This window comes from Bacillus sp. FSL R9-9530, assembly GCF_038008145.1.
GTDB classification, from domain to species: domain Bacteria; phylum Bacillota; class Bacilli; order Bacillales; family Bacillaceae_G; genus Bacillus_A; species Bacillus_A mycoides.
The window spans coordinates 1,807,720-1,833,902 of sequence record NZ_JBBOYO010000001.1 but is presented as its reverse complement, the minus strand read 5'-3'; the positions used below and the strand labels follow the sequence as shown (position 1 = coordinate 1,833,902).

The 26,183-nt window shown below is 34.9% G+C and carries 18 protein-coding genes, 1 pseudogene and 3 other annotated features; of the genes and pseudogenes, 17 read left to right on the top strand and 2 right to left on the bottom strand.

Translation table 11 applies throughout. The annotated features are described in order from the left end of the window. Positions 1 to 14 precede the first annotated feature (14 nt). The 11 genes from MKX66_RS09075 to ileS all read left to right on the top strand — a co-directional run bounded on the left by MKX66_RS09075 (position 15) and on the right by ileS (position 15,558). Entirely contained in the window at positions 15 to 1,142 is a 1,128-nt protein-coding gene (locus tag MKX66_RS09075) for a conserved virulence factor C family protein (protein ID WP_016094150.1), read from the top strand. A 3-nt stretch (positions 1,143 to 1,145) separates the two neighbouring features. After that, the gene (locus MKX66_RS09070) at positions 1,146 to 1,529 is read left to right on the top strand and encodes a thiol-disulfide oxidoreductase DCC family protein (RefSeq protein WP_002085930.1); all 384 of its coding nucleotides are present in this window, start codon (positions 1,146 to 1,148) and stop codon (positions 1,527 to 1,529) included. A gap of 82 nt (positions 1,530 to 1,611) precedes the next feature. Beyond that, positions 1,612 to 2,046 carry a BrxA/BrxB family bacilliredoxin gene (locus MKX66_RS09065; protein ID WP_002012568.1) on the top strand — a complete coding sequence of 145 codons (435 nt, stop codon included), beginning with the start codon at positions 1,612 to 1,614 and terminating at the stop codon, positions 2,044 to 2,046. Positions 2,047 to 2,095: 49 nt separating this feature from the next. After that, complete coding sequence (locus MKX66_RS09060; RefSeq protein ID WP_215591192.1) at positions 2,096 to 2,872, top strand: class I SAM-dependent methyltransferase; 777 nt, start codon at positions 2,096 to 2,098, stop codon at positions 2,870 to 2,872. 36 nt (positions 2,873 to 2,908) lie between these two features. After that, positions 2,909 to 3,123: a binding site (T-box leader), on the top strand. Positions 3,124 to 3,168: 45 nt separating this feature from the next. After that, on the top strand, positions 3,169 to 4,857 hold the full coding sequence (argS, locus tag MKX66_RS09055; protein WP_215591193.1) for an arginine--tRNA ligase: 1,689 nt from the start codon (positions 3,169 to 3,171) through the stop codon (positions 4,855 to 4,857). Positions 4,858 to 5,028: 171 nt separating this feature from the next. Further along, complete coding sequence (locus MKX66_RS09050) at positions 5,029 to 5,358, top strand: DUF2085 domain-containing protein (RefSeq protein WP_341085956.1); 330 nt, start codon at positions 5,029 to 5,031, stop codon at positions 5,356 to 5,358. A gap of 29 nt (positions 5,359 to 5,387) precedes the next feature. Further along, on the top strand, positions 5,388 to 5,606 hold the full coding sequence (locus MKX66_RS09045) for a hypothetical protein (RefSeq protein ID WP_341085955.1): 219 nt from the start codon (positions 5,388 to 5,390) through the stop codon (positions 5,604 to 5,606). A gap of 222 nt (positions 5,607 to 5,828) precedes the next feature. Then, the gene (locus tag MKX66_RS09040; protein ID WP_215591195.1) at positions 5,829 to 6,707 is read left to right on the top strand and encodes a class I SAM-dependent methyltransferase; all 879 of its coding nucleotides are present in this window, start codon (positions 5,829 to 5,831) and stop codon (positions 6,705 to 6,707) included. Next, on the top strand, positions 6,701 to 7,495 hold the full coding sequence (locus tag MKX66_RS09035; RefSeq protein ID WP_341085954.1) for an endonuclease/exonuclease/phosphatase family protein: 795 nt from the start codon (positions 6,701 to 6,703) through the stop codon (positions 7,493 to 7,495). Before MKX66_RS09040 ends, MKX66_RS09035 begins: the two co-directional genes overlap by 7 nt. A gap of 367 nt (positions 7,496 to 7,862) precedes the next feature. Continuing rightward, the gene (locus tag MKX66_RS09030) at positions 7,863 to 12,065 is read left to right on the top strand and encodes a tetratricopeptide repeat protein (protein WP_341085953.1); all 4,203 of its coding nucleotides are present in this window, start codon (positions 7,863 to 7,865) and stop codon (positions 12,063 to 12,065) included. Positions 12,066 to 12,163: 98 nt separating this feature from the next. Continuing rightward, positions 12,164 to 12,402: a binding site (T-box leader), on the top strand. A gap of 54 nt (positions 12,403 to 12,456) precedes the next feature. After that, positions 12,457 to 15,558 carry an isoleucine--tRNA ligase gene (gene ileS / locus MKX66_RS09025; RefSeq protein ID WP_215591198.1) on the top strand — a complete coding sequence of 1,034 codons (3,102 nt, stop codon included), beginning with the start codon at positions 12,457 to 12,459 and terminating at the stop codon, positions 15,556 to 15,558. Here ileS and MKX66_RS09020 read toward each other — a convergent pair. Then, positions 15,555 to 15,698 (bottom strand): annotated as a pseudogene (locus tag MKX66_RS09020) (DUF418 domain-containing protein); the annotation flags it as partial. The gene ileS and the pseudogene MKX66_RS09020 sit on opposite strands and share 4 nt — an antisense overlap. 218 nt (positions 15,699 to 15,916) lie before the next feature. On the opposite strand from MKX66_RS09020, the gene MKX66_RS09015 reads away from it, so the two are divergent. Continuing rightward, positions 15,917 to 17,428, top strand: coding sequence for a M36 family metallopeptidase (locus MKX66_RS09015; RefSeq protein WP_063219642.1), 1,512 nt, complete (start codon positions 15,917 to 15,919; stop codon positions 17,426 to 17,428). A 136-nt stretch (positions 17,429 to 17,564) separates the two neighbouring features. Here the strand turns inward: MKX66_RS09015 and MKX66_RS09010 are convergent, their stop codons facing one another. After that, positions 17,565 to 18,041 carry a hypothetical protein gene (locus tag MKX66_RS09010; RefSeq protein WP_341085951.1) on the bottom strand — a complete coding sequence of 159 codons (477 nt, stop codon included), beginning with the start codon at positions 18,039 to 18,041 and terminating at the stop codon, positions 17,565 to 17,567. Between the two features lie 250 nt (positions 18,042 to 18,291). Further along, positions 18,292 to 18,503 (top strand) — a binding site (T-box leader). Between the two features lie 114 nt (positions 18,504 to 18,617). Between MKX66_RS09010 and aspS the strand changes: the two genes are divergently transcribed. The 5 genes from aspS (at position 18,618) to essC (ending at position 26,100) form a co-directional block, all read left to right on the top strand. Further along, positions 18,618 to 19,916, top strand: a complete 1,299-nt coding sequence (aspS, locus tag MKX66_RS09005) for an aspartate--tRNA(Asn) ligase (protein ID WP_098634950.1) — start codon at positions 18,618 to 18,620, stop codon at positions 19,914 to 19,916. A gap of 201 nt (positions 19,917 to 20,117) precedes the next feature. Beyond that, a complete protein-coding gene (locus MKX66_RS09000; RefSeq protein WP_002031626.1) occupies positions 20,118 to 20,882 on the top strand; it encodes a vWA domain-containing protein in 765 nt (254 codons plus the stop codon). An 11-nt stretch (positions 20,883 to 20,893) separates the two neighbouring features. Then, a complete protein-coding gene (locus MKX66_RS08995) occupies positions 20,894 to 21,667 on the top strand; it encodes a hypothetical protein (RefSeq protein ID WP_341085950.1) in 774 nt (257 codons plus the stop codon). Positions 21,668 to 21,695: 28 nt separating this feature from the next. Then, a complete protein-coding gene (locus tag MKX66_RS08990; RefSeq protein WP_012260834.1) occupies positions 21,696 to 22,058 on the top strand; it encodes a hypothetical protein in 363 nt (120 codons plus the stop codon). A gap of 31 nt (positions 22,059 to 22,089) precedes the next feature. Beyond that, positions 22,090 to 26,100, top strand: coding sequence for a type VII secretion protein EssC (gene essC, locus MKX66_RS08985; protein WP_341085948.1), 4,011 nt, complete (start codon positions 22,090 to 22,092; stop codon positions 26,098 to 26,100). Positions 26,101 to 26,183: the final 83 nt, after the last annotated feature.

Here is a 26,183-nt window from a genome sequence, read left to right as displayed (position 1 = left end):
GAGAGTATTTTTACGTGAAAATTAAAGCAATTGAACCGACGCCAAGTCCGAATACAATGAAAGTTATTTTGAATGAAGTATTACCATCAGGAGCGCGTAATAATTATACAAATGAAAATAAAGAACAAGCACCAGTGCAAGTGCAAGAAATTTTGAAGATTGAAGGCATTAAAGGTGTGTATCATGTTGCAGACTTTTTAGCAGTGGAGCGAAATGCGAAGTATGACTGGAAAGTTTTATTACAACAAGTTCGTGCTGTTTTCGGTGAAGAAATAGTGGAAGAAAGCGAAGAACAACAACTTTCTCATTTTGGAGAAGTGAAAGTGTTTGTTCAAATGTTCTTTACAATTCCGATGCAAGTGAAGTTAACAGATGGAACCTCAGAAGAGCGTGTTGGTTTACCTGATCGTTTTAAAGAATCAATTATGAAAGTGCAAATGTCTGCACCTAACGTTGTGAAAGAGCGTAAGTGGGTAGAGCAAAGTACACGTTACGGTAATTTTGAAGAAATCGGGAAAGAAGTAGTAGAAGAAATTATTGCTGCTTATTCAGAAGAACGTGTAAATGAAACGGTTAAAGAATTATTAGATCAAGCAGGTGCTGTTGAAGTAACGATTCAAAAGCGTGAGCCATATAAAGTAACAGAAGAGATGATGAAAGATTCTGACTGGAAAAACCGTTTTGCAGCTTTAGAACAAATGGATCCAACGGAAGAAGATATGATGGTATTGAAAATGGCATTAGATGATGAGAAAGTATCTATCCGCCGTTTAGCAACAGCTTATTTAGGTATGGTAAAAGGTGATGGAGTATTGCCGTTATTATATAAAGCGTTATTAGATCGTTCAGTAAGTGTTCGTCGTACAGCAGGAGATTGCTTATCGGACGTAGGTGATCCAGCAGCGATGTTCGTTATGATTAAATCTCTGAAAGATTCAAGTAAATTAGTACGCTGGCGTGCAGCAATGTTCTTATTTGAACTTGGTGATGAAAGTGCAATTCCGGCACTAAAAGCAGCAGAAGATGATCCGGAGTTTGAAGTGGCGATGCAAGCACGTTTAGCTTTAGAACGTATTGAAGGCGGCGAAGAAGCAAAAGGATCAGTATGGAAGCAAATGACGGAGTCTCGTAAAGGGGAATAGTTTATGATTGTTTTCTATGATAGTTGGTGCCCGATGTGTACGGCGGTTGCAGAACGTACGAAAAGATTAGATAAAAAGGGTAAGATGAAATTTGTTTCATTTCGAGATGAAGATGTAGTTGAGAAGTATGAACTTTCTCAAGAATTACAAAGTAAAATGGAACAAAGATTGTATATTTTAAAAAATAATAAGTGGTATGACGGAATTCATAGCATTAACGTATTAGCAAAGGCCGTTCCATCTTATTGGTTTGCAGTACCTTTTATAAAACTATCTATCGTACTTGGATTTGGAAGTAAAGTATACGATTATATTGCCAACAATAGAAAACTTGTCCCAGTTGGACACTGTCGTGAAGGGGTTTGTGAAATCCCTACAAAAAAATGAAATCATCGTTATCTTTCTTTTGCACCTATTAATAGAGCATGATATGATAAATTTGGAATGAAAGTTGAAGGAGAGATACAAGATGTCAAATGCATATGAAGAATACATGCGTCAAATGGTAATTCCAATGCGCCAAGAGTTAGTGCGTTCTGGATTTGAAGAGTTAACTACAGAAGAAGCTGTAACAGAATTTATGGAGAATGCATCAGGTACAACTTTAGTAGTTGTAAACTCTGTTTGTGGTTGTGCAGCTGGTTTAGCACGCCCATCAGCAGGTCAAGCGGTTGTACGTGCTGAAAAACAACCTGATCATCTTGTAACTGTATTTGCAGGTCAAGATAAAGATGCTACTGTAAAAATGCGTGAATACTTCGGAGAAATTCCTCCATCTTCACCATCTATGGCATTACTAAAAGGAAAAGAAGTTGTTCACTTCATTCACCGTCATGAAATTGAAGGCGCAACAATGGACGAAATTATTACAAACTTAGAACAAGCTTTCGAAAAGAATTGCTAAAGTAGGGGGAGAGTGAATCTCCCTCTTTTCTTTATATAGAGGTGAAAAAATGATAGTAACAACAGCAGGAAGAACAAATAAAGAAATGAAAGATTATGCAAACAAGGTAGCAGCAGAATTAAATCTTTCTTTCGTTAAACGTAATGACATACCAGTAAATAAACTGCATGAGCAGTATGAACAAGATGTACTTGTCGTAGGGAAAAATCGATTAGCCATTTATCCAAAAGGTACGGAAGAGTCGTTTTTCTTTCATCCAAACTCAGCGATGTTTCGTGTGAAAAGGTTAATGCGCGGAGAACATGATCCATTTATACAAGCTGCTAAATTAGAGAGCGGAATGACAGTATTAGATTGTACGCTCGGTATGGCATCAGATAGTATTGTAGCTAGTTATGTTGTTGGTGAAAGTGGAAAAGTAACAGGGCTTGAAGGAAACGAATATATGTCTTACATCATGGGAAAAGGCTTGCAAACATGGTCTTCATCCGTTTCTGAAATCGATGAAGCAATGCAAAGAATCGATGTAAAGCAAACAGAGCATTTTGCATTTTTAAAACAATGTGAAGATAATAGTTATGACGTTGTTTACCTTGATCCAATGTTTGAAGAAACTGTCATAGAATCAGATGGAATTAAAGGATTAAAACACTTCGCTTTGTATCATGATATTACTGACGAAACAATTGCGGAAGCGAAGCGTGTGGCGAGAAAGCGTGTCGTTCTGAAAGATCATTTTCGTAGTTCTAGATTTGAAAAACATAATTTTCACGTATACAAAAGAAAAAGTGCTAAGTTTCACTTTGGTGTAATTGACCCTTGCTAATTGTTTGAAAAGATGTATAATAAGCAATAATTAAATATACTGTCTGTGATGAAGAGAGTAATCTTTTTCAGAAGGAAAGCGAGCTAGGGATGGTGTGAGCCTAGTGCAGAAGAAAAAGATGAAGCGCACTTCGGAGACGCTTCTTGAACGAATAGTAGAGTAAGCCGAGGCCCCCTGTCCTCGTTATAAACGGGAAAGTGGTTCGAAATGAACAACAAGGGTGGTACCACGGGTTAAAACTCGTCTCTTTTTTAGAGACGAGTTTTTTGTGTTTTAAAAAATAAGGAGGTTATAGTATGAATTATAAAACGCAGTTTGCGAAAAGTTTATCGAATATTTTTACGAATGAATTAACGCAAAATCAAATTTTAGATTTAATCGAAACACCAAAACAAGATGAATTCGGAGATGCAGCGTTCCCATGCTTTTCACTAGCGAAGCAATATAAAAAATCACCAGCTATTATAGCGAAGGAATTGGCGGAGAAATTAAATGATCCGTTCTTTACGAAAGTAGAGGCTGTGGGTCCTTATGTAAATGTATTTTTTAATCGTGAAACAGTAAGTGATAAAGTATTAAAAACGATTTTAGCGGAGAAAGAAGAGTACGGTCAAAATCACTTTGGATGTGAAAAAACGGTAGTTATCGATTATTCCTCTCCTAATATCGCGAAACCTTTTTCAATGGGGCATTTACGTTCTACAATGATTGGTAATTCGCTGAAACATATCGCCGAAAAATGTGGGCATGAAGTTGTCGGAATCAATTATATTGGCGATTGGGGCACGCAGTTTGGAAAGTTAATTACTGCATATAAAAAATGGGGAAATGAAGAAGTTGTTAAAGAGGATCCAATTCGTGAGTTATTTAAGTTATATGTTCAGTTTCATGAAGAAGCAAAAGAGAACAAAGAACTAGAAGAAGAAGGACGCTCATGGTTTAAAAAACTAGAAGAAGGAAATGAAGAAGCAGTCGAACTTTGGAATTGGTTCCGTCATGAGTCTTTAAAAGAATTTTCTCGTATTTATGAACTTCTCGGTGTGGAATTTACAAACTTTCAAGGAGAAGCTTTCTATAACGATAAAATGGAAGACTTTATTGGGATTTTAGAAGAGCACGATTTACTTGAAGAATCAGAAGGCGCATTAGTCGTTAATTTAGAAAAAGAAGGTATGCCGCCTTGCCTAATTAGAAAATCAGATGGTGCAACTATTTACGCAACACGTGATTTAACAGCGGCATTGTATCGTCAAAACACATACGAATTTGATAAAGCTTTATATGTTGTAGGCCCAGAACAAAGCTTACATTTCAATCAATTTTTCACTGTATTAAAAAAGCTTGGTTATGACTGGGTCGATGGTATGGAACATGTACCGTTCGGGTTCATATTAAAAGATGGTAAGAAAATGTCGACACGTAAGGGCAGAATTATTTCATTGGAAGAAGTGTTAGAAGAAGCTGTTGCGCTTGCGGAACAAAATATTGAAGAGAAAAATCCGAATTTAAAACAAAAAGAAGAAGTGGCAAAACAAGTCGGTATTGGAGCAGTTATCTTCCACGATTTAAAAAATGAGCGTATGCATAATATCGAATTCTCATTAGAAAATATGTTGAAATTTGAAGGAGAAACAGGACCATATGTGCAGTACACACATGCGCGTGCCTGCTCTATTTTAAGAAAAGAAAGTGTAGAATTTGAAACGTGTACTTTTGAATTAAAAGACGATTACAGCTGGAGTGTAGTAAAATTACTCAATAAATTCCCGCAAGCAATTGAAGCGGCCTTCAACAAAAATGAGCCATCTATTATTTCAAAATACGTATTAGATGTAGCGCAAGCGTTCAATAAATATTATGGAAATGTTCGTATATTAGAAGAGAGCGAAGAGAAAGAGAGTAGACTCGCATTAGCTTATGCTGTGACGGTTGTATTAAAAGAGGGATTACGTTTACTTGGGGTAGGGGCACCTGAGGAGATGTAAAATAAAAATTTTGTAACAAAAAGGCAAATCAGACGGTCATTAACCTGATTTGTCTTTTTGTATTTTCTTAAATAAATTCTTATTTATAAAGTGTTATACGCTACGAAGTGTAAGAATTCTATAATTTTGTTACGAAATCAATTAAAATATTTGTAGAGAGGATGGTTCGTATTGATTCGAAGTTTTATTTTAAAAATTCCTTGTCATAGACTACCGGAAAGGGGTTTTCTTAAACTACAAAAATACATGCCTTTATGTGCGCGATGCACAGGTATGTTTATTGGTTTATGTATGTTTCCAATTTACTTTTTAATAACACCTTCGTTTAGTCTCTCATTAATGCTATCTTTTTTTGCTCAAATTCCATTATTAATTGATGGATTCACCCAAAAGTGGAAATGGCGAAGCAGCATAAATTTGCTAAGAGTAACTACTGGCTTATTAAGCGGTAATGGTATGGGATTATTTATTGCAGCTAGTATTATATGGATTACATCTTAAACCACATATCAACGGAGGTAGCTACTTACATGTTTTGGATTTACATAATTCTAATTTTTATATCAGGTGGAAGTGGAATTGGTTTTATCATTCATGAAAAATATATAGAAGCAACAATAGCTTTTGTTATTTGCCTATTATTTATGGTGCTACTATATTTTTATTTAAAAAGAAGCAAAAAAAAGAGAAATTTAGATTGTGACGTAATAGATTGTACCGATTACTCAGATTGTGATTGTACTATCTAAACTTCTATGTATTTCTTTTTTATGAAAAGGATTATATATCGTTTCAGGTATGTAATCCTTTTTATTTTTTTAAAAATTAGTTTGTCAAATAGGTGGAGAGTAAAGAACATGTACGATTTAACGCAATAATTAGAACTAAAAATCTCTAAAAATATTAGAAACATAGGAATACGTTTATTGAATGGAGAACTTTAGTTTTGTATATAAAAGGAGGTGTTGTACTTGGAAGAGTATGATTGGAATAGTAAGCTAGAGTATTTAAGAAATACGAGAGATTTATATTATAACGATGATTATTTAAGTTTTTTAGTAAATACAGTTTGGAAGATTTCTGAGCCAGTACATATTGTTGATTACGGTTGTGGGTATGGCTACTTAGGATTAATTTTGTTGCCGTTACTTCCAAATGGATCAAAGTATACAGGTATTGATAGCGGGGAAGCATTAATAGCTGAAGCGAGAGAGTTGTTTCGTTCGCTTCCATATGAATCAGAATTTATTGAAGGAGATGCTACAGAAATTGAATTGGAAAATAAATATGATATAGCTGTCAGTCATGCTTTCTTATTACATATGAATTCGCCCAAAACGATGTTGCAAAAAATGATAAATTCAATTAAGGAGGGAGGAAAGATAATATGTTTTGAGCCGAATTGGATTTCTAATATGTCCTCATACACGCTAGACGGATTAATTCAATCGGAAATTATCCAGCTTGGTGTTTTGCAGAAGTTATTTGAAGAAGATGCACACAGAAGTGGTAAAGATGGCAATATTGGCATGAAAATACCAATGTATTTAAGTGAATTAGGTGTTAAAAATATTGAATGTAGAGTAAGTGATAAAGTGAATTTTTTAGATTCTAATTTAAATCAAAATGATAAGCAAGGATTATATAATTCTCTAAAAGAAGAGGGGATTGCAGGCAATCCGGGTGATAAACAGCAATTTATAGAACGTTTAATGAGTCGGGGCTTAACATTTGCTGAAGCGCTTGCTCAATATGAAGCAGAACTACGATTTTTTGAAGTGTTTCATATACATGCATCTTTAGTTTATGCTCCGAATATGAAAATTACATTTGGTGAAATAAAATGTTAAATTGTAGTGATGTAATTCGAATTGCTATTTTCAATATATGGAATCACGAGAGTTTTTGGTTTGAGAGATTAGAAGCCATTTGTGAGGAGGTTCGCAATATTTCCCCGCATATTCTTGCTCTACAGGAAGTGGGAAGTTGTGCTAAGTATGAATTGAAGAAAAATGTTGCGCAGTATATAGCGGATCAATCTGGATATCCGGTCTGTGTATTTAAAGAGTATCCAGATTCTCCAGATAAAGGCCTAGCTTTTTTAAGTAAAGTTCCTATCTTAGCTGAAGAAGCTATTTGGGAAACAGATATAGAGGAATCGAATTATTGTGCCATTCGAATCATGTTAAAATATAAAGAGTATAAGCTCGGGGTAACGAATGTTCATTTAAATTGGAAATCTAGTAAGGTAAGACAAGAGCAATTGGATACGGTGAATAATTGGATTAAAAACAGAGGTAGTGGCTACGAATTATTATGTGGTGATTTTAATGATGAACCACATTCAGGGGTGCATCAATACTTAATAAGTAATCAATGGATAGACGTGGCTCAGCTTAAAGAAAATCAAGATAACATTCTTGCTCAGCCAACTTTAGATTATGGAAAGAATACAAATTTAATAGGGGATGAAAAGCAAGAAGAACGATATGATTGGATTTTGATACAAGAGAAGGATTCGTTTGAATCTCTAAATATAGAAAATGTATCTGTATTTGGAGATTTAGCATTAACTTCATCACACGTATTTCCAAGGGATCATTACGGCGTTTTTATGGATTTAAAATTTGATAAGTGAAATAAAAGATAGGATGATTGTCATTTTTTTAGGTAAATCGATATATCTTATCAAATCGTTGATCTATTGTAAGTTACAATAGATATTCAGGAAATCGTTAATATAATTTCATCCACTGAATGAAGCCTTAAAAAAGAGGATAAAATCGATGTTCTAATAACACATGATATTTCATCAAATTGAACAAAATTCCCATAAAAATCAATGTTTTTAAGATATTTAGTTATAAACTTGAATAATATTAAATAATATCGTTCATTATATGAGGTTTTAGTTGAATGCATACTATATGATGTGTAAAATCTAAGCAAGTAGGTTAGAATACTGCTTGCAAATGGCAGTATAAATAATAATTTGAGGTGAATGCATGCTAGATTTTAAGCAATTAGAGATTTGTTTGAAAGAAAAGAGATTCCTAGATGGATTACATGAGATAAATAATGAAATTGCGCATATAAAAGAAACGAATAAGTTATCATACGTGAAGAAATGGATTTCTAACGTCTCGTCAGCTAAGGAGTTTGATACATTAATTCGTCTTGCTGATGAAGGTTTGATGCATCAATATAGCTCCTTTTTAATTCGTTATACTTATAAAAAATTCCCAAATATGAGAACGCTCTCTTTATATTGTGATGAATTAATTGATGAGCGTAAAATCCTTGATGCTGAACAATTATTAAAAGATTCCTTGGAAAAGGTAAATGAAGAGGAAACTGATGCGGATGTTTTAACGAAAGCATACTTTACGTTAGTTAGATGTTTGCTAGATATGAAGCGAAATGAAGAGGCCTATGCCTATATGCAAAAGGCGGAAAAGCATAGTACGCGTGCAGTTTTTGATAAATGGGGTTACTTATATATACAGACTGGTGAGTGGGAGAAGGCAGAGGAACAACTTTTATCCGGTCAGCAGCATAAAGATTGTGAAGAGTTAGCTACGTACTTATTGGCGCAATTATATGCATATAAAGGTGAACAGCAGCGAGCGTTACAACTCATTAATGATGCGATTGCAAAGTTCCCTCAAGTACCATATTTCTATTTTGAAAAAGTAAAATATTTATTAGATTTAGAGCGCTATGAAGAAATGTTAGCGGTAATAGATAAAATCAATCATATGCTTCCGCATCATGCATATACAACTTATTTTATACATTTACGTGCAGAAGCATTTTATAAAATGAATAATATTCACGATTTGCAAGCACTATTGAAAAGTGAAAAGAGTTTGAAAAATTCTCTATATCATCATATAGAAAAAAATCCTGATGGAAAAAAGGTTCGTTTACCGATAGTTCCGGTTGTACAAAAGGATAACTATTGCGTTCCGACAAGTTTGGAAATGATGTTAGGGGTATGGGGAGAAAAACGTACGCAAGATGAAATTGCACAACATATTTTTGATGTAACAGGTTCTAAGTTTTCAGATACAGTTACATATATAGAAGAGCAAGGTTACGAATATCGTTATTTTCAAGGGAATGAGGAAAATTATAAGAGATTACTCAATCAAGGTATTCCCGTTTTATTAAGTATAGATATTGAGCACGCTTCCCATGTACAAGTGCTTTCTGGTTATGACGATGTACTGCAAGCTTTTTATATTCAAGATCCGAATTTCTTGGAACCGATTCTTGTGGAATATGATAAGTTGCAAGAAAAATATCGTTATACAGATTGTTTAGCTATTACGTTTATACCAAAAGATAGAATGGAACAACTTTCATTTTTAAATGAGGAAGAACACACTTATTATAAAACAATCTTTTCTCTTACAGATCATTTAGGTGAGCAAGATAAAGAGGGAATTGAAAAATTAGTACTATTTTTAAAAGAAACAAGTGAAAATCCAAACACTTGGTTATATACGATTAAACATTTAGATGCTGAAGTAGATAAAGATTTTATTCAGTTTTGTATAGAAAAATTAATGAAAAAGTTTCCGAGCTCTGACTTTGTGAAATTGCATAGTGCACAGTGTTTTATTCGTCTGCAGGATATGGAAAAAGCAGGACAGATGCTTCAAAGTGTGGAGAAGAAAAGCAATCAGGCGTTGTATCATTTTATAAATGGACGTTATTCTTTTGAGCAAGATAATTATGCAGAATCGATTGCTAGTTTTCGTTCATCATTACAATTGGATGCAGATCAACCAGTTGCGTGGAGTTTCTTAGCATTATCATACATGTATATGGATCAATCCGAAAAGGGGCTAGAGTATTCTCTAACAGCTATAGAACGTAGTCCAGAAAGGTTTACACTTGTAAATCACGGTTTAATTTTAATAGATTTAGAACGATATGAAGAAGCATATGGATTCTTTAATGATTTATTAAAAGAATATAAATATGAAGCGCACATATGGTATGAACGTGCAAGATGTGCTCAGTATTTAGGGAAAGTGTATTTGGCGGTAAAAGGACTTAAAGTGGCGATTCAATTAGATAAAACAGCAGCCTATTTATATACGAAGCTTTCGGAAATCTATGAATCGGATTTGGATGATGAGAAAAATACGAAGGAAATTCTATTACAAGGAATTCAAAATTGTGAAGATCAGGCGTCTTTATATGTTCGTTTAGGAGATTTTCATTTTCAAAATGATGAACTTGAAGAAGCGGAAACTATATATAAGCGTTCTTTAGAAGAAAATAATGAAGATGTATATTCTCATTTCGGTTTAATTCAAGTTTATATGGCAAAGGAACAATATAAGGATGCAAAAAACTATATTGTCAGTATTAATAAGCAATTTGAAGACAATCAAGATTTCCTTATGAATGCTGGTATGGTGTTATGGGATGCTGAAATGGCATTAGGTGAGGATGAAAAAGAGTTAAAACTTGCACTTTCTAAATTAGAGAACGGTATACGAAGCGTATACGCTAATATAGCGAGCGTGTTGGATGAGTATGTAAATCGAATAAAAGACACAGCTTTTGTGCAACGAGGCATAGCATTTTTAAGAACGTTAGAAAAAGAAAAAGAGGATGTAATTGAATACGGTTGTTACGCAGGTGTTTTATATGAATCTATTGGACAGTATGATCAGGCGATAAAACGGTATAATGATGCACTTAAGAAAAAACAAGATTCATTGCCGTATTTCCGTATCGGTGAAACATTCATGGCGTTAGGGCAATTTCAAGAAGCGAAGCATGCGTATGAAACATGTTTAGAAATGGATAAGAACTTCTTAGGTGTACATTTGCAGCTTGCTGAAATATACGAAAAAGAAGAGAATCGTTCCAAAGAACAAAAGCATATGGTCCAGGCGATGAAAGAAGAACCAATGCATATAAATATGGAATATTTAGCGCAGCTTTCAGTAGAAATGAATCTTCAGGAAGAATTGCTAGTTGAACTAGAAAAATTGGAGGAAGAAGTTCCTGAAACATGGCGTTTAGATGCGATTGCATACGTGTTTGGCGCGATGAATGACATAGATAAAGAAAAAGAATATATCGAATGCGCAATGAAAATAGATGAAGCGCATGTGGAAGTACTATATCATTATGCGAAATTGCTAGTTAAAAAGCAGAATGCAGAAGCAATCGAAGTTGCGCTGAAAGTAATGCATAAAGATTTGGAAAGTGAACGTATTTTTGGTGTGTACGTAAAAGCAATGGAACAACATAAAAAATTATCCCAAATACGAGACGTACTTCATACGCTAAAGGTGAAAAAAGCAGAAAGAAGTACAGCGTTTATGTATGCAGCTACTGCGGTTGCCGAAAGATTAGTAGAAAGGCAACAAAATGAGCAACCGAAAAAATCTATATTTACAAGAGCATTTTATCGTATGAAAAATCGTGCGAAGGAAATTTCAATGATTACAGTTATTATTGATTTATTTGAAATCTCCTTAAAGCTAAATCCGAAAAATAGTATGGCAGCGCAGCGTTTCGCAATATTTTATGAGAATGCGGCGATGAATAAAGAAGCTATAGAGGTTTTACAAACATCGTTAGAAAATAAGTGGGATTATGATGTAGCGAAGCAACTTGTAAATCTTTTCATTGAGTGTGAAGAAGAAGATATGTTACGAGACGCTTTTGAATTAACGAAACAAATGGTTCGAGAGCTACCGGATGATTATGATACTCTTCTTTTACAAGCGAATGTATTATGTAAGCTAGGTGAAGAAAGAAAAGCCGAAAAAATTTACTTGCAATTAATTGAGAAAACACCATTTGTAAGTAGAGGATTCCTTGCTTTAGCAGAAATATATCAAAGTCAAGAGAGAATTGAGGACGCGATTCAGTTATTAGAAGACGCTTCTGTATATCATCCGAATGAAACGGCAATTCTTCTTGCTTTAGCATCTTCGTATCATAGAGCTGGGCAAACGACAAAGGCAGAAAAAATAACAAGTGAAATATTAGCAATTGATGCTACTGACTTGTTAGCAAGATACGATCATGCTTGTTATTTAACATCATTAAACAGAAATGAAGAGGCAAGAGATGAACTTGAAATTGTGCTTCGTGAAGATGAAACAGGATTTTTCGCTGAACTTGCAGAGGAAGATGAAGATTTAGCAGGATTGCGAGAATTTGAAAAGTAATTGTATAAGAATAGAGAAAAAGGGTATAAATAAAAATATATTTCGAATTAGTTGACAATTAATTGTTTAATGGCATAAAATAACTTTTAATAAAGTATACAAATCTGAAGACGAGAAAGAGTAAAATAGTGAGCTGTTCTCCAGAGAGCCGGTGTATTGCTGAAAGCCGGTGTGCAGACGTTATTTGAAAATCATCTCCGAGGAGCCGTGGCTGAATAAAGTAAGCTCGGACGGATGTCTACCGTTACAAAGAACGCGTATGTTAGTACGTTGCTAAGTGCTATTAGTGAAAAGCTAATAGAATTAGGGTGGTAACGCGGGTAAACCCGTCCCTACTTCATAGGGGCGGGTTTTTTGTGTGCTTTTAAAACATTCAAAGGAGTGATTGTAGATGAAGAAAGTAGATGTAAAAGAGTCGGCTGTAGGGAGAGAAACACGTATTCGTAAGCAGTGGAACGAACAGGGCATTTTTGAACAATCAATTCAGAATAGAGAAGGCGCACAATCGTTTGTGTTTTATGAAGGACCACCAACGGCGAACGGTTTACCACACGTCGGCCATGCACTTGGTCGGGCAATTAAAGATTTAGTAGCAAGATATAAAACGATGGCTGGATATAAAGTGTTAAGAAAAGCTGGCTGGGATACACATGGATTACCTGTAGAATTAGGCGTCGAAAAACAACTTGGTATTTCAGGTAAGCATGAGATTGAAGAGTACGGCATTGAGCCATTTATTCAAAAGTGTAAAGAGAGTGTATTCACGTATGAGAAGCAGTGGCGTGAATTTACGGAGAGCATTGGATATTGGGTAGATATGGATGATCCATACGTTACTCTAGAGAATCCATATATCGAAAGTGTATGGAATATTTTAGGGACGATTCATGAAAAAGGTTTGTTATATAAAGGACATAGAGTTTCTCCATACTGTCCAAGCTGTCAAACATCGCTTAGTTCACATGAAGTTGCACAAGGATATAAAACAGTGAAAGATTTAAGCGCAACGGTTAAGTTTAAAGTAAAAGATAGTGAAAATGAATATTTCCTTGGATGGACGACAACGCCGTGGACACTTCCAGCGAATGTTGCACTTGCCGTACATCCAAATATGGAATACGTTAAAGCGAAACAAGAAGGATATGTATACATTGTTGCGAAAGAACGTGTACAAGAAGTATTAAAAGAAAACTATGAAGTATTATCTGTTCATAAAGGCGAAGAATTAGTAAACACATCTTATACAGCACCGTTTCCGATGAAGGAAGTTACAAATGGGTACCACGTAATTGCAGCAGATTTTGTAACAGCAGATAGTGGTACAGGACTCGTTCATATCGCTCCAGCATATGGGGAGGACGATTATAAAGTCGTTCAAAGTGAAGGATTGTCGTTCTTACATGTTGTAGATGAGAAAGGTGAGTATACGGATGCAGTACCATTTCTTAAAGGTAAGTTTGTAAAAGATTGTGACGTTGATATCGTTCGTTATTTAGCTAAAGAAGGTTTGCTATATCATAAAGAAAAATATGAACATAGCTATCCGCATTGCTGGCGCTGTGATTCACCATTACTTTATTATGCAGGAGAAAGCTGGTTAATCCGAACAACTGAGATTAAAGAAACATTTTTACGAAATAATGATTCTGTTAAGTGGTATCCAGACCATATGAAGCATGGACGGTTTGGTAAGTTTTTAGAAAACATGGTGGACTGGAATATTAGCCGGAATAGATATTGGGGAACACCGTTAAACGTATGGGAATGTGAAAGCTGCGATCATCAATTCTCACCGAAAAGCATTGCCGAATTAAGAAAGCATAGTACGAAAGAAACGCCTGAAGATTTAGAATTGCATAAGCCGTATGTAGATGAAGTAAAAGTGTGCTGTGAAAAATGCGGAAGTACAATGAATCGTACACCAGAAGTAATCGATGTTTGGTTTGATAGTGGTTCCATGCCGTTTGCGCAATATCATTATCCATTTGAAAATAAAGAGTTGTTTGAAGAACAGTTTCCAGCAGATGTAATTGCAGAGGGAATTGATCAAACACGCGGCTGGTTTTATAGTTTATTAGCAGTATCCGCACTATATACAGGAAAAGTACCTTATAAACGAGTGTTATCACTAGGGCATGTTCTAGACGAGGAAGGACAGAAAATGTCTAAAAGTAAAGGAAATGCACTAGATCCAGTTGATTTAGTAAATCAGTTTGGTGCAGATGCTTTAAGATGGGCTCTACTTGTTGACAGTGCTCCGTGGAATGCAAAGCGTTTTTCTGAAAGAACAGTACTGGAAGCAAAATCTAAATTTGTAGATACGTTAGTCAATGTATATAGCTTCTACGTTTTATATGCAAATTTAGATGAGTATAATCCGAAAGAAAAGTATGAAGTTAAACGTACGAAATTAGATGAATGGGTATTATCAAGATTGCATAGCACAACGAAAAAAGTGAGAACAGCACTTGATGATTATCAATTTACGAATGCAGCTCGTGAAATCGCGGCGCTTGTAGATGAAGTCAGTAACTGGTACGTAAGACGATCACGTAATCGTTTCTGGGAATCTGGTATGAATCCTGAAAAAGCAGCTGCGTATGAAACGCTTCATGAAGTGCTTGTAACAATTAGTAAATTAATCGCACCATTTACACCGTTTGTAGCTGAGGATATTCATCTGAATTTAGAAGGAAGAAGCGTTCATTTAGCAGATTATCCGTTTGTAAACGAATCACTTATCCAGCCTGAGTTAGAAGCAGAAATGGATGCTGTTTTACAAGTTGTTGAACTTGGAAGAAGTAACCGTAATCAACATTCATTAAAAGTAAAACAGCCGTTAGCAGAACTTGTATTACTAGCGCATAATGAAAATGATATGGATTGGGAATCTTATCGTGATATCATCATGGATGAGCTAAATGTAAAAGCGTTCCATGTTGAACTCGATGAAACGAAATACACGTCCTATCAATTAAAGCTGAATTTTAAAACGGCTGGGCCGAAGTTTGGTAAAAGTGTGAATGCAGTAAATGGCTGGCTAAAACAATTATCAAAAGAAGAAGTACAACACTTTGTATCTACAGAAAGAGCAGTTTACGAAGTAGCACCAGGAGAAGAAGTAGTTGTAACAGCTGAAGATGTATTAGTAGAGAAAGTTGCGAAATCAGGATTTTCAAATACGACTAACGGTCAATATACGGTAATGTTAGATACGAATGTAACGGAAGAATTGTTACAAGAAGGAGTAGCACGTGAATTTATTCGTGCAGTTCAAGAATATCGTAAGCAGTTGAATTTACCAGTTAACTTACGGGTTGATGTTACTCTTGATGTAGAAGATGAATTGCAGCATACATTAACGAACCATAAAGAGTTATTAGAAGAAAATTTACTCGTAAAACAATTTATGTTTCATGCATTAACGAAAGAAGATGATGAGCTTTCATTAGGTGAGACAAAAGTTCGCATCAAACTGAGTCCAGCAAATTAAATGAAAAGGAAGTTGGAATCATTCCAACTTCCTTTTTGTATGAAGAGAAATGATCCGGCTAATTTTCTCATAATCCATTCGATAGGACCTCTAGAAAATTTCTTTCTCCATAACACGCTAAATAAAACACTGAAAATGAATTATCACCATGACATGAAATTAAAGAGTAATATATTTCTACAGTATTTTTCTAGTTTTACACATAAATATTGAGAAAATTTCACTTACCCAAAATGTAAAGGTAATAGAATTGTTTTTATAGAATTACTCGTAGATTCACTTTATTTCGTTACTTGTGGACAGGAATAGCCTTATAGGAATGGGGTAAAGGGTTCAATTTATTAGGGGGAGTGGTTTTATGTTAAACAAAAAAATGGTGGCAATGGCAATGACTGTACCATTAGTAATGGGGACAATTTCCACAGTTTCAGCATTGGAAAAACAACAGCAAGTAAAGCTAGAAGCTTATTCACCACAGAAAAAAGCAATTGAATATTTAAAAGGACATGCTACGGAATATGGATTGAAGGCGGACCTTTCAGACTTACAATATATTTCTACAACAGAAACATCAGTAGCTTCATATGTTAGGTTCCAACAAGTAGTTAATGGTGCTCCTGTATTTTCAAAACAAATTACAGTTACTCTTAATGGACAGGGACAAGGAATACTTGCTGTGTCTGATTACCAGGCAGTTCAAAGTGTGAAAGAAATAGCAAATAAGATTAGTGAAAAAGATGCTGAACAAAAATCAATGGCGTATGTTGGAGGAGAAAGTGAGCAAAATCTATGGGCTCCTACAGAGAAAGAATTTGGATATATTATTGAGGATGGAGTAGCTATCCCAGTATACAAAGTTTTAGTCCATTCGAATAAACCTTTCGGAGCATGGGAAACATTTATTGACGCGGAAAATGGAAAGTTAATTAAAAAGGTTGATATAAACCGAAAAGCAGAAGGAACAGGGAAAGTATTTTTACCTAATCCTGTCGTATCTAGTGGTAGTAAAACAGGATTAAAAGACAATAATGACGCAGATTCAACAGCATTAACGAATCAATTGAAAACTGTTACGTTAAAAGGTTTAGATGGTACAGGATTTTTAATTGGTGAGTATGTAACAATTTCTTCAAAAGCGAAGACGAAATCTACAAACTTACAATTTAATTTTACACGTGCAAATGATAGTTTTGAAGATGTTATGTCATATTATCATATTGATACATTACAGCGTTACATTCAAGGATTAGGCATTAACAATATTAATAATCGTTCTATTAAAGTGAATGTAAATGGTACAACTGATGATAACTCATTTTATTCACCATCAACGAAAGCTTTAACTTTCGGTACTGGCGGAGTAGATGATGCAGAAGATGCGGGCATTATCGCGCATGAATATGGACATTCTATTCAAGATAATCAAGTACCAGGCTTCGGAAGTTCACCAGAAGGTGGAGCGATGGGAGAAGGATTTGGAGACTTCTTAGGTGCTACTTATGAAGATGCAGTATCCACAACAGGTTACGGAAAAGCATGTATTGGAGAGTGGGATGCGACTGCGTATTCTAGTTCAGATCCGACGTGCTTACGCCGATTAGATACGAATAAAGTATATCCGAAAGATATAACGAATGAAGTGCATAATGACGGGGAAATATGGGCTCAAGGTCAATATGAAATGGCGCAAGTTTTTGGACGTGATGTAGCAACAAAAATTATTTTACAATCACATTGGTCATTAACGCCAAATGCAAAATTCCGTGATGGAGCGAAAGCGATTAAGCAAGCAGATGCTCTTTTATACGGCGGACAACACGCAGCTGAAATTGATCGAATTTGGACAGCGAGAGGAATTAGTACGAATTAATATAAAACGTCGTGGCATTTATAAGCCACGACGTTTTTAATTTGTTCAAGGACTGGTACTAGTAAATTAAATTATATCAGTGATAATATAAATTTATTGGCGATTCATTTCATACACTAGCGATTCGACAAAATTACTATTTTTCTTCTTTAAAAACAAAATGCTCTTTAAACTTTCTAGCTTCAACTTTTTGACCGTTTCGCATAGAGCGGAAAGGATGTTCTTGCCACGTAATGATAACGTCAACCTCATCTGCTTTTGTAGAAACTGGGAAGTTAGCATGTTCAAATCCAGTTTTTCCACTTGCTAGACGACCTTCTTTTCTGGAAAAGAGTTCATACTTTGTTTTCGTATTTGGTTCATTCCGAAAAACTTCAACTTGTACATTATACACTTCACTTTTCCCGAGATTTTTTACAGAGAAATGATATGTTTGAAATACACCTTTTTTTGGTTGCAACAATTTTTCACTCGTTCTTTTTACTTCATCAATATTTACTTGCCATTGATCAGAATTTTGAGAGATTGGTAAAGATTTTGGTGAATAGGCATATGCTTCATTAACTACAACTATGCATAATAATAGGAGAAAGGAACTAATTGTTTTTTTCATATGTACACCTCCGATAAAACTTTAATAATAATATGCGTGGGAAATACAGATTTTATGTAATAAAATGGAAAAATGCAATTGGATGAATTTGAGAAAGATAAAATATTTCTAAGCTGTCAAATGATAATTGTATAGAGTTTAATGTTCATATTACATATCTTTAGAAGGGGTCTCTTTAGTGAGAAATTGCAATATTTTTCTAAAAAAGCTTGCGTTTTATAAAATAAAGAGATAGAATACTCTGTAAATATAAAAAGTGATGATTAGGAAAAGTACATGATGTAAGGGTCTACAGAGAGCAATCGGTTGCTGGGAAGATTGCGATACCGCATGATGGAAAGACGCCTGTGAGTGTTGCTTTGAACGTGATTATTAGTAAAAGCAAACGGTACCTACCGTTATCAGGACTAAGATGGTCATTATGACAATTTGGGTGGTACCGCGGAAAAATCCGTCCCTATTTATAGGGGCGGATTTTTGTATTCTTTGAAAGGAGGTGAGTGAACGTGGATGATGACGACGACAACAACAATAACAATAACGTAAATAAAAATAAAATTAATGGAGGGAAATATAATGGATCAAATAATGAAGCGTTCACTCACACGAGAATGTACGGAGCATAGCGGAAAGGTTGTATTACTACAAGGATGGGTAAAAAAGATTCGTCATCTAGGCAATGTTAGTTTTTTATTATTAAGGGATCGTACCGGAGTTGTTCAATGTGTATTAGAAAACGAGTTAGCTGGATATAAAGTTGATGTTGAAAGTGTCGTCCAAGTAATTGGTGAAATAGTAACGACAACGAAAACAGAATTAGGGGTTGAAGTACTTGCTCATGAAGTGAAAGTATTAAATGGTGCAGAACAACTTCCATTTGAAATAAATAAGAAGAAGTTACAGGTTGGCTTAGATCAACTATTGAATGAGCGGGTATTATCATTAAGACATGAGCGAATCGCTGCGATTTTTAAAGTGAAATCTACACTCGTTCAAAGCTTTAGTGAATTTCTAATAGAGAACGATTTCACACGTGTATTTACTCCGAAAATTGTCTCGCAAGGGGCAGAAGGAGGAGCAAATGTTTTTAAGCTTTCATATTTCCAAAAAGAAGCGTATTTAGCTCAATCACCACAATTTTATAAACAAATGATGGTAGCGGGAGGACTTGAACGTGTTTTTGAAATTGCTCCTGTGTACCGGGCGGAACATCATAACTCTTCACGACATTTAAATGAATATATATCGTTAGATGTAGAGCTTGGATTTATAAATGATTTTTATGAAGTGATGCAATTAGAAACGGATGTTTTACGATATATGTTTCAACAAGTAGGAGAAACATGCGAGAAAGAACTACAACTATTACAGATAGAAGTACCTGTCATTACTGAAATTCCTAAAATCACATTGTTAGAAGCACAAGATATTTTGAAAAATAAATACCGGAAAGAATCGCCGATTGGGGATTTAGATACAGAAGGTGAAAAGTTATTAGGGAAATATGTGAAGGAAACATATAATAGTGAATTTGTCTTTATTACACATTATCCGAAAGAATCGCGACCGATGTATACAATGCCGAATAAGGAGAACGAAGCCATAACGGATTCATTTGATCTATTATATAAAGGATTAGAAATAACGTCAGGTGCACAGCGTATTCATAATCATGAAATGTTACTCGCATCTTTTAAAGAAAAAGGATTACATCCAGAGAAATTTCAATCTTATTTAAATACATTCCGATATGGTTGTCCACCGCATGGCGGTTTTGGAATTGGATTAGAAAGGGTTGTATATAAACTTTTAGAATTAACAAACGTACGAGAGGCGAGCGCTTTTCCGAGAGATTGTACACGTCTTATGCCATAACATTAAAACCCTTCTATATTATAGAAGGGTTTTATGCATTTCAACATAAGTTAAAGGAGATAATAATGGATTTTTGTGTGAAAAAATGTAAATTATATCAAGAAAATTTTATAATGAATTGAGAAAAAGAAAATTCATAAGTTATAATAAAATATGAATATAAAAATAGTTCATATAATAATGTATGGAAGGGTATGAAACATGCTATATCAAACACAAGCAACACAACAAACACCAGCGTATATAATTTACCTTCTTGATGTAAGCGCATCAATGAATCAAATGATGGATGCAGGGGGAGAAGACAAAAGAAGAATTGATATTGTAACGGATGCTCTTTCTTTAGCAATTCGCCAAATGGTATTCCGTTCAACAAAAGGTAGTCGTTTGCTCCCGAGGTATAAATTGTCTATTTTAGCCTATAGTGATCATGTTTTTGATTTATTGGGTGGGGTGAAAACAATCGACGAAGTAGCAAGACTGCGTCCGCTAGAAAAAATCCAAACACATCGCTTAACTGATACAGCAAAAGCTTTCTCTGTAGTGGAGAAGTTATTACAAAATGAATTACCAAATTTACAAGATGGACCAGCTCCTGTTGTCTGTCATATGACAGATGGGGCTTCAACTGGTGAAGATCCAGAATTAATTGTGCGAAGAATTATGGATATGTCTGTACCTGATGGAAATGTACTAATTGAAAACATTTTTATTTCAGATGAAATTATGCAAGACCAAATTACTAGCATAAAGAAGTGGCAAGGGATTATGCCAAATACAGAAATTACAGATGAGTATGGTGCAAAGTTGCAAAGACTTTCATCGCCTATCCCTCAAAGCTATCGTGAGATGATGACTGAATATGGTTTCCATATTGCAGATGGTGCGGTGATGATGTTTCCTGGTACAAATGCGGATTTAGTATCACTTGGATTTCAAATGTCTGCTGCAACGCCGGTTCGATAGGAGGGAGAAGTATGGTGAAATATATCCTATCGCAAGAGAAAGAAACGGTATTGCAAGAAAAGAAAAGCAAACATTTTACTTATCGATATAGCTATGTCAGAGCAAAAGAAACGCAGGATTTAAATGAGAGTGGACAGGATTTCTTAGTATTTCAAGATAATGGAACTAGTTTCATATTTGTTTTATGTGATGGTGTAGGGATGTCTTTCCACGGTGAAATTGCTGCAGAGTTTCTTGGTATGAAGTTATTAAACTTGTTTGAAACGTGTCAAGAAAGTGGACAGGATATTCCTACATTATTAGATGAACAGTTAAATAATTGGATAGAAGAAGCTTCAGAGGAAGTGAGTGCATTTCGATTGCCAGAAGAAACACCGTGGTTACTTCGCGATGTATTAGAAGAAAAGCGAAAACAAGGTAGTGAAGCTATGTTTATTGGCGGGAGAATAGAACTCATTCCAAATGAAGATAAAGTATATGTAACAATAGTTACACATGGTGATTCATTTGTACAATTGTTTCAAAAGCAGAAGAATTGTTTGAATGTAATGAAGTTTGAGAGAAATATAGAGAAAAGATGGTCTACACATCGTGGCATTATTGGTGGCGAATTGGAGGTTTTTTCAAAGACATTATCCAGAGAAGAAGCTAATCGGATGGTTATTCATTCAGACGGGCTTATGTCGCTTATGCAGTATAATTTTGAGGAAGTCTTAGCAGAAATCGAGAGGGCGCAGTGCTCGCCGACAAGCGATGATATTTCATTTTTAGATATTTCTTGGTAACAACACGATGGAAAAAGGTGAATAAAACGTGGAAGAGATTATTGTGACGTACATAAAACAATCAAATGAAGAAATAGATATTGCGATTCCTAATGATATAAAAGTAGTGCAAATTATTGAAGCGATTTTACATCATGAAAAAATAGATGAAGCATTAAGCAGTATCTATGAAATTAAAGTGGCAAAAGATAAAGAAGAGTGGCATTCTATTCGGAATGATGAAACTTTGCGAGATAATGATGTTTGGGATGGACAATATGTAATGCTATATAAAAAGGGGGCTATTATTCCTTCTTTTGAAATGTTATCGGCAGAAGAAGTTTATAATGAACCTGTTAAACCAGATATATCTTCAAGTAGAGAAGATTATGTATGGAAAATCATTGAGTAATAGTTTTTGAATGGGGAAGGAGAAATGTTTTGTGCAAAAATCACCATATTTTCAACGCTCTCCGCGTGTGAAAGTAGATATACCCACAGGGGATGTTATTATTCATGATCCGCCGAATATACCGGAGGAGCCGAAATTTTCAATTGAAACGATGATATTGCCAGCGGCGATGACAATTTTGACTCTAGTATTATACTTTGTGATGATGAAGGTTATGAAAATGAATTCAAGCTATATGCCGCTAATGATGGTTTCTAGTATTCCTATGTTAGGGTCATATATATTTACATCGATGGGGCATTTACGTAGAAAGAAAGAACACCGTCAATTGGTTGAACAATTGCAAACAAGATACTTAGAGCAAATTCAAAAGCACCGAGTGGAATTAGATACGTTAAAGGTTGAACAAGCAAAGTATTTAATTACACAAAATCCAAGTCCTTTAAAAAGTGTGCAAAGAATTGAAAATCAAGAAAGTAACTTATGGGAGCGAACACCCGAAAGTCCGGATTTTTTAGATATTCGTATTGGAACGGGGGAAAGGCCATTCCTTGTAGAGTTGAAAGTGCCTGAGCAGAAAGGTTACGAAGAAAATCCATTAGTTACAGAAGCACAAAATGTGAAAAGAGATTTTACTACAATTCCTAATGGGCATATTTCAATTTCTTTGAAAAAAAATGATGTGATTGGTGTAGTTGGAAATAAAGAAGATAGGTTGAACTTTATTCGAATTGTAACGACGCAAATTATGACACATCATGCGCCAAATGAAGTGAAAATAGCAGCTTTTTATCATGAGAAGGAGAAAAAACAGTGGGATTGGATGAGATGGCTTCCTCACGTATGGGATGAGCAGAGAAGTATGCGTTTTCTATCTGCAAATCAACAAGACGCTCAGAAATTAGCTGAAGCGTTGTTCACACCACTTAATATGCGTAGAATTTATAATTCCTCTGCACAGGCAGATGCGAAAATACCTTTAATCCCAATGTATGTCTTTTTCTTATCCGCGCGAGAATTTTTAGAAGATGATCCTCTAATCCCAATGTTACTTAGAGAAGGGGAAAGTGTCGGAGCATCTACGTTTATATTTGCAGAACAAAGAGAAAGATTGCCGATGGAATGTGATCTTGTTATAAGCTTAAATGGAGAAAATGGTGAGTTAGTAGAAACGTTTTCAAGTTCAGCTGAAAATAGTGGGACAACACGTGTTAGTTTTAAAGTAGATCGACTTTCATTCGAACGATGTGAATTAGGAGCGCGAAGCATTGCTCCGATTCGGATGAAAAGTTCTACAGCAGCCAACATTCCGAAAGTATTAACATTTTTAGACTTGTTTCAAGCTAAGAAAATGGAAGAGTTACAAGTGCTAGAGAGATGGAAAGAAAATCGATATCCGACTTCATTACCGGTTCCAATTGGTGTAAGAGAAGGAAGTAAGCCTGTTTTTCTAAATATTCACGATAAAATAGAGAAAAAAGGGCATGGTCCACATGGTCTAATGGCTGGTACAACAGGATCAGGAAAAAGTGAAGTTATTCAGTCTATAATAGCAGCGTTAGCAGCAACCTATCATCCTCATGAGATGGCATTTATGCTTATTGATTATAAGGGTGGCGGAATGTCAAACACATTTGCGGGATTACCGCATATTATTGCATCTATTACGAACTTAGAAGATCCAAACTTAATTGAGCGTGCTAGAATTTCATTAAAGGCAGAATTAGAGCGGAGACAAAAATTATTCATTCAGGCTGGAAATGTCCAGCATCTAGATGAATATTATGAAACACGTTGGCGTGAAAAAGAACCTTTACCACATTTATTTATTGTCATTGATGAGTTTGCTCAAATGAAAAAGGAACAACCTGAATTTATGGACGAGCTAATTAGTGTCGCTGCAATAGGAAGGACATTAGGAGTTCACTTATTATTAGCAACTCAAAAACCTTCTGGGGTTGTAAATGACAAGATTTGGAGTAACTCGCGTTTTCGAATTTGTTTACGTGTACAAGATGATGCGGATAGTCGTGAAATGCTAAAGATTCCAGATGCATCTAAAATCAATGTACCGGGACGAGGATATCTACAAGTTGGCAGCAATGAAGTATTGGAGTTATTTCAATCTGCATGGAGCGGAGCACCTTATAATCCAGATGAAGAGAAAGTTCTTGATGTTGTTGACTTTACAGAAGTTAAGCTTTCAGGTGAAAGAATAAAAGTGAAAAAGCGTCCAAAACCAATGACAAATAGTCCAAAGCAATTACAAGCTTTTATTCAATATGTACAGAGCGTATCAGAAAAAGAAAATATTAAAGCATTACCAGGACCTTGGTTAGCACCTTTACCAGAGAAACTATTATTAAATCAATTCTATGAAATAGAGAATTGGAATGCGGATGTATGGAAGCAAAGAGAAGATGAATTGCAGTTAACGGTAGGATTAATCGACGATGTGGCAAATCAAGCGCAGTATCCTTTGAAATTAGATGTACAAGAGGGGCATTTAAATATTTACGGTATGCCGGGTACAGGGAAAACGACTTTCTTACAAACAATTATTATGTCTCTGGCACTGTCTCATACGCCAGAGGAAGTAAACTTTTATGTGGTTGATTTTGGTCGCATGTTTTTAGACTTTAAAGATTTACCACATATGGGTGGAATTGTACAAGAAGACGAAATTGAAAAAATGAAACGATTGTTTAGCTCTTTGAAAAAGGAAGTCACATATCGGAAAGAATGTTTTTCTGATGTGGGAGCAAAATCTTTCGCGATGTATAACCGAATAGTAGAAAGAAAGGTTCCAGTTATTGTCGTAATGATAGATGGTTATATTAGGTTCCGAAGTGAGTATGAGAAGGAAAATGAAATTTTAGAGCTATTATTACGTGAGTCAAGTACGTACGGTATTCATTTTCATTTTTCACTCAACCAAACAAATGATATGTTTGACCGTGTTCGTAACAATATTCCGATGGCGATTTCGTTTGAATTGCAAGATAGAACAGAATACTATAGTTTACTTGGAAGACCAAAATTCCCATTAATTGATGTACCATCTGGACGTGGTTTAGTGAAAGGGCAGCCCCCAGAACTATTCCAAGCAGCATTGCCTTTTATCGGAGAAAATGAATTGGAATATTCTCAGCAATTAAAAACAATTATTCAAAAAATGAATGGGGCATGGACTGGAGAGAAAGCGAAATCAATTCCAATGGTTCCAAAACAGTTGTTTGCTGAAGATATGCTAGAACAATCAGAATCATCGCGAATTTGTGTAGGTATCGAAACAGAAGATATTCGTTTGCAAAACTTTTCATTGGAAGAAATGACAAATATTTTCATTGGCGGAAGAATTGAAGGTGGTAAGACATCTTTATTACAAACACTGATTTTTTCTCTTACCTATCAACATGCACCTGAAGAAATTGAATTACTCATGATTGATTTAAGCGAAAAAACAACTGGTATTTTAGCTCTTGGAGAATTACCTCATGTTAAAAAGCGAATTACAGATGGAATACAATTAAAAGAAATGTTAGATGAGTTGCTAGAAGTAATAAATAACAGAGAAGTAGTCATGCCGTCTTTAAATCCAAATGAAAAAATGAAGTTTCCATATTCGAGGATTATTATTGTTATTGATGATATTGATCAAATGCTGGCGTTATTATCTACTGATTTTGATGCGAAAAATAAAATAGAGCAAATTGTTCAAAATGGAAGAAATAAAGGGATCCATTTTGTTGCAGCTGCTACAACTTCAAGTGTAACTAATTATTCACATGAAAAATGGTTTGCGGAAATCAGAAAACGAAGCTTTAGTTATTTATTAGGCACCACACAAAATAATGATGTGTATTTCTTTAATATAAAGCTTAAGCATACAGAAATGGATCAAGAATTCCAAAGCGGGGAAGGATATTTTATACGCAGACAACCTATGAAAGTAAAATGTGCTTTTACACCGCTACATTTACTACATGATTTAACAAAAAAGGTTGCTAGGAAATGGTTAGAATCTAAAAAAAGAGTATAAAATTAGGTAATTTACAAAAAAATACTATTTTTTTGTAAATTACCCCTTTAAAAATAGTGTGAATATAGTTTATAATCTAATTG

Excerpts from the sequence above, each read along its gene's own strand:
- MKX66_RS09070 (WP_002085930.1), top strand. The coding sequence starts at position 1,146 with ATGATTGTTTTCTATGATAGTTGGTGCCCGATGTGTACGGCGGTTGCA.
- MKX66_RS09065 (WP_002012568.1), top strand. The coding sequence starts at position 1,612 with ATGTCAAATGCATATGAAGAATACATGCGTCAAATGGTAATTCCAATG.
- MKX66_RS09060 (WP_215591192.1), top strand. The coding sequence starts at position 2,096 with ATGATAGTAACAACAGCAGGAAGAACAAATAAAGAAATGAAAGATTAT.
- argS (WP_215591193.1), top strand. The coding sequence starts at position 3,169 with ATGAATTATAAAACGCAGTTTGCGAAAAGTTTATCGAATATTTTTACG.
- MKX66_RS09045 (WP_341085955.1), top strand. The coding sequence starts at position 5,388 with ATGTTTTGGATTTACATAATTCTAATTTTTATATCAGGTGGAAGTGGA.
- MKX66_RS09035 (WP_341085954.1), top strand. The coding sequence starts at position 6,701 with ATGTTAAATTGTAGTGATGTAATTCGAATTGCTATTTTCAATATATGG.
- MKX66_RS09030 (WP_341085953.1), top strand. The coding sequence starts at position 7,863 with ATGCTAGATTTTAAGCAATTAGAGATTTGTTTGAAAGAAAAGAGATTC.
- ileS (WP_215591198.1), top strand. The coding sequence starts at position 12,457 with ATGAAGAAAGTAGATGTAAAAGAGTCGGCTGTAGGGAGAGAAACACGT.
- MKX66_RS09015 (WP_063219642.1), top strand. The coding sequence starts at position 15,917 with ATGTTAAACAAAAAAATGGTGGCAATGGCAATGACTGTACCATTAGTA.
- MKX66_RS09010 (WP_341085951.1), bottom strand. The coding sequence starts at position 18,041 with ATGAAAAAAACAATTAGTTCCTTTCTCCTATTATTATGCATAGTTGTA.
- aspS (WP_098634950.1), top strand. The coding sequence starts at position 18,618 with ATGGATCAAATAATGAAGCGTTCACTCACACGAGAATGTACGGAGCAT.
- MKX66_RS09000 (WP_002031626.1), top strand. The coding sequence starts at position 20,118 with ATGCTATATCAAACACAAGCAACACAACAAACACCAGCGTATATAATT.
- MKX66_RS08995 (WP_341085950.1), top strand. The coding sequence starts at position 20,894 with ATGGTGAAATATATCCTATCGCAAGAGAAAGAAACGGTATTGCAAGAA.